Here is a 4,538-nt window from a genome sequence, read left to right as displayed (position 1 = left end):
CTGCCGACACTCATGAGCGCGGTGATCGCCAAGAGTTCCCTCGTCTTCAGCTCGAGGCCGCCGCGAGCAAAGACCTCCTCGTAGGCGACCTCGATGATCAGCCTGGCGAGGTCGGGGTCGGTGTCCTTGAGGGAGTGCTCGATGGCCTCGGCCTTGGCACCCCAGACGCGCCGACGAACGGTGGTCATGAGGCCACTCTACCGCGTCCTCCTCTTGCGCCGCAGACGTACCGTCTTCTAATACCAAGTGCCTTATCAAGCGCCGCTTTTGCGCTTGATAAGTGCGCGTACGCGCATACCCTCAAACCCATCAGCAATTCGAAATGAAGCCAGAAAGCGTGTCAGGGACGCATTCGAAGCCGAAGCATTTGAAGAGGCGGGGAGGCAAGTTCGGGCCTCTACACAAACCTCTTTGGAGCCATCAGCGCCTTGTCTAGCACGCGCTTAGTAGGCCAAATTTTGCGGCTGATCCGTCACAACGTGATCGTGCCTTCTTCGAACGGTTTCATCTTTAGGAAAGCTCGTGGTGGGCAGTGTCTCTGAAGGATAGAAAGGGGAGGGGCGGCTAGGGTTCTCATGAAACGTTCATTTCGAATTGCTGCAAACCCATGCGGTTTGTGGTACTTCGAAAGGCGATTGGTATAAGATGGGCGTGGGATCGAGATCCCTTAGAGGAGGCTTTAATGGGTTGGATCATCACGCTTCTGGTCGGCGCGCTCATCGGCTGGCTGGCCAGCATCATCATGAAGACCAATGAGCAACAGGGCTTGATTGCCAATATTCTCGTGGGTGTCGTCGGCGCGGCGCTGGGTCGTTTCATCTTTGCCGACCTGCTTGGCCTCGGCGGGGCCGCCGCCGCGGGCGCCTTCACCATCGTGGGCCTGTTCTGGGGCATCCTGGGCGCGGTCATTCTCATCGCCCTGCTGCGCGCGCTGGGCATCTTCAAGTAGCCGTCAAGAGAGCACGATCACGGCGATCAAGCCCGCCGAGACGCGAATGCTGAGCGTCTCGGCGGCGCTCTCGTTGGAGACGCCGAGGCCCAGGCCGAACTCGAGCGCGTAGTCCTCGAGCGGAAAGCGCGCGCCCGTGAGGCTGACGGTCGAGGCCGGCGAGAGGCTGAGGACGCTGAAGCGCGTGCCCTCGGGCAGGGTGAGCTCGAGCGCGCCGCCGCCGGCGACGAAGCGGACGGTGCTCGCCTCGTCGTAGAGGATGACCTCGAGTCCCCCTTGCTGAGCCCTGGCGGCGATGAGGACCGCCGCCAGGGTCTGGTCGAGCCTGCCGCCCAGCCCGCCGATGACCGCGACCTCCGCGGCGCCGCGCGTGCGGGCGTGGCTCAGGGCCAGCTCGAGGTCGAGAGAGTCCTTGTCCGCGGGGTGCCGCTCCTGGGGCAGGCCGGGGTAGCGCGAGAGGACGTCGGCGCTCACCGAGTCGAAGTCGCCGACGACGAGCTCCGCTATGACGCCGAGCGCGGCCGCGTGGCGCAGGCCCGAGTCGGCCGCCACCACCCAGTCGGCCTCCTGGGCGAGCCTCCTCAGGCGCTCATCTACTCGCACCTCGCCCCCCGCCAGGACGAGCGCCTTCATGTCTCGTCCGCCAGGGCATCCTCGAGCAGGCCGACGGCGGCCTCTTGCGGCACGCTCAGCCTGAGGCGGTCGCCCGGCGCGGGCGCGCTGGGCAACTCCCGCGCAAAGCCGCTCCAGTGCAGGGTTACGCTTGGCCTGTCCAACTTCAGGCTCAGCTCGAACAGCGCCCCGTTCCTCCTGCACTCGAGCACCTCCGCTTCATGCGAGGCCTCCGCGCCCGCGCCCAGCCGGATGAGGTCGCTGCGCAGCAGCGTCACGGGCGCGCCCGCGGCGGCCAGGTCGCCCAGCGCCGCGCTCGGATAGAGGTTGCGGTGGCCCAGAAAGCGGGCGACCCAGGTCGTGCCCGGCCGGCCGTAGAGCGCGCCCGCCTCCTCGAGCCTCTGAATGCGGCCCGCGCGCATCACCGCGATCCTGTCGGCCAGGGCAAAGGCCTCGCCCTGGTCGTGGGTCACGTAGACGGCGGAGATGTCGAGGCCCGAGAGCAGGGACTTGAGTTCCTCCTTGAGCGCCTCGCGCAGGGAGAGGTCGAGGTTGGAGAGGGGCTCGTCGAGCAAGAGCAGCGCGGGCCTGGGCGCCAGTGCCCGCGCCAGGGCCACTCGCTGCTGCTCACCGCCGGAGAGCTCATGGGCGCGGCGCCCCCCCAGGCCGCGCAGGCCCACGAGCGCCAGCAGTTCCTCGACCCGCGCCCGCCTCTCGGCCTTGGGCCAGCCCTTCTCGACCAGACCGTAGGCGACGTTGCCCGCTACGCTCAGGTGCGGAAAGAGCGCGTAGTCCTGAAAGACCATGCCAAAGCCGCGCCGCTGCGGCGGCTGCCGGCTGATGTCGCGGCCGTCCAGCCGGACGGCGCCGCGGTCGGCGGTCTCGAGCCCGGCGATCAGCCTGAGCAGCGTGCTCTTGCCGCAGCCGCTCGGCCCCAACAGCGCCAAGGTCTCGCCCGGCGCCAGCGCCAGCGATACGCCGGCTACGGCGCGCACCGTGCCGTAGCCTTTGGAAAGGCCCTCGAGGCGCAGGCCGGTCTCTACCACAGCGTCACCACGGACCTCACCACGGACCTCACCACGGCAGCTCGAGCCTGAGCCCGTCGTAGGCGTAGATGGTGCCCTCGGGCGCCGGCTCGCGCGCGTCGACGCCGTGGCCGAGGTGGGTGAGGACGGTGCCTGCGGGTTTGAGCTCGCTGATCAGCCCCAGGGCCTCTTGCACGTCGTAGACGCTGCGACTGTGGACGGGGGCGGTCTCGCGGTAGCAGCTGGTGCCGAGCACGAGCAGCCCCAAGCCCCGCCAGGGCGAGAGGTCTTGCAGGTTGAGACTGTCGGGGATATAGGCCCAGCTCGAGCCGGGACGGCTGCTCTCGCCGTCGAAGCGAAAACCGTAGGCCCAGCCGTTAAAGCCGTGCGGCACCCTGACCGCGCTGAGCCTATAGCCCGCGAAGGTTCTGGAGCTTTGCTCGAGCGCTCTAAAAGGAACCCGCTCGGGGTAACCTCCCCGCGTCAGGTAGGCGAAGCGCTCGCGGAGCGCCGGCAGCACCTCGGCGGGGGCAAAAACGGGGCAGGGCTCCCTGGTCCAGCGCGCCCGGTCGGCCAAGTCGCCCAGGCCCAGGACATGGTCGTTGTGCGCGTGGCTGATGAGCGCGGCGCCAAAGCCCCGCAGCCCCTCGCGCGCGCACTGCGTCCGGAGTTCGGGCGAGGCGTCGACGAGCACGCGCTCAGGACTCTCGGCAGCGCCCTCGATCACCACCGAGGGCCGGCTGCGGGCGTTGACGCCCGTGGTGCGAGCCTCCGTGCAAACTGTACAGTCGCACCACCAGCGCGGCACCCCCTGCGAGTCGGAAGCGCCGAGAAAGCGCAAGGTCGGGGTCATGCTACTCCAGCATACCGTCCCGCTGGTTCGCCCTATAGTTCCCTATAGTTCCCCCTGCCCAAAGCGCTCGAGCAGGACGAAGACCAGCCCGGTGATGCCCATGAGCAGCGCCGACAGCGCCAGGGCCGCGCCGTAATTGACCATCCCCGGCCGGCCCAGGCGGTCGAAGATGGCCACGGGGATGGTGGCGAACTCCTGCCGGGTCAGGACCAAGGAGGCACCGAACTCGCCCATCGAGATGGCGAAGGCGAAGCTCGCGGCGGCGATCAGAGCCGGCACCAGCAGCGGCAGCTCGACCCGGCGCAGGGTAGCGAGCGGGCTCGAGCCCAGAGACTGCGCCGCGCGAATCAGGTTGGGCGGCAGGCTGCGCAGGGCGGGCAGGAGGCTGCGCGCCACGAAGGGAAAGGCGATCAGGCTGTGCGCCAGGACCAGGCCCCAGGCGGTGGCCCGGAGCGGGGGAAAGGCAAGCAGATAGCCGTAGCCGAGCGTCACCGCGCTCGTCGCCAAGGGCAACAGGCTCAAGCCGTCGAGCCAGCGCCAGCCGCCACGCGCCACCGCGTAGGCGAAGGCGAAGCCGACGACGAGCGCTACCAGCATGCTCGAGAAGGCGAAGCGCAGGGAGTTGTATATGGCTTGTTCGACGCCGGCGAAGCGGACGGTGCGCGCGCCCCCTACCTCGGCCAGGTGCTCAAAGGCGCGCGGGCCGGGCAGCGGTCCTCCCGCCAGCCAGAAGGTCTGGTAAAGGAGCGCCAACAGCGGCGAGAGCACCAGTGCGCCCGCCAAGAGCAGGTTGAGGGCCAGGAGGAGCCGCCAGGGGCCGGTGGGCCGGGAGAGCGCCCGCCGCCCGCCGCCGAGCGTCACGGCCAGCCGCGCCTGCATCCGGGTGTAGAGAAGCGTGAAGAGGCTGATGACGGCGAGCTGAGCAAGGACCAGGGCGGCCGCTCCCTCGAGCCTCAGCCGGCTGGTGAGGGCGTAGATCTCCACCTCGAGGGTGGCGTACTGCGGCCCCGGCGCCAGGATCATGATCACCCCAAAGGAGGTGAAGCAGAAGATGAAGACGAGCGTCGCCGCGGCCACGATGGCGGGCGCGGCCAGCGGC

General features: G+C 68.7%; 6 protein-coding genes. 1 reads left to right on the top strand and 5 read right to left on the bottom strand.

What is annotated here, in order from left to right; translation table 11 throughout:
* A partial coding sequence (locus tag M3498_09795; GenBank protein ID MDQ3459574.1) for a carboxymuconolactone decarboxylase family protein occupies window positions 1-188 on the bottom strand: 188 nt, incomplete at its 3' end.
* Between the two features lie 494 nt (window positions 189-682).
* Between M3498_09795 and M3498_09790 the strand changes: the two genes are divergently transcribed.
* The gene (locus M3498_09790) at window positions 683-949 is read left to right on the top strand and encodes a GlsB/YeaQ/YmgE family stress response membrane protein (GenBank protein MDQ3459573.1); all 267 of its coding nucleotides are present in this window, start codon (window positions 683-685) and stop codon (window positions 947-949) included.
* Between the two features lie 3 nt (window positions 950-952).
* Here M3498_09790 and M3498_09785 read toward each other — a convergent pair whose 3' ends face one another.
* The 4 genes from M3498_09785 to M3498_09770 form a co-directional block, all read right to left on the bottom strand.
* Entirely contained in the window at window positions 953-1,582 is a 630-nt protein-coding gene (locus M3498_09785; protein MDQ3459572.1) for a thiamine diphosphokinase, read from the bottom strand.
* On the bottom strand, window positions 1,579-2,607 hold the full coding sequence (locus M3498_09780) for an ABC transporter ATP-binding protein (GenBank protein ID MDQ3459571.1): 1,029 nt from the start codon (window positions 2,605-2,607) through the stop codon (window positions 1,579-1,581). The genes M3498_09785 and M3498_09780 overlap by 4 nt, the downstream gene beginning before the upstream one ends.
* 28 nt (window positions 2,608-2,635) lie before the next feature.
* Window positions 2,636-3,439 carry an MBL fold metallo-hydrolase gene (locus M3498_09775; GenBank protein ID MDQ3459570.1) on the bottom strand — a complete coding sequence of 268 codons (804 nt, stop codon included), beginning with the start codon at window positions 3,437-3,439 and terminating at the stop codon, window positions 2,636-2,638.
* 42 nt (window positions 3,440-3,481) lie between these two features.
* Window positions 3,482-4,538, bottom strand: a 1,057-nt coding sequence (locus tag M3498_09770; GenBank protein MDQ3459569.1) for an ABC transporter permease subunit, incomplete at its 5' end; no start/stop codon positions are given.

The organism is Deinococcota bacterium (genome assembly GCA_030858465.1).
GTDB lineage: Bacteria > Deinococcota > Deinococci > Deinococcales > Trueperaceae > JALZLY01.
Note: the sequence above shows the minus strand (reverse complement) of the source record. Positions and strands in the feature narration are given on the sequence as shown.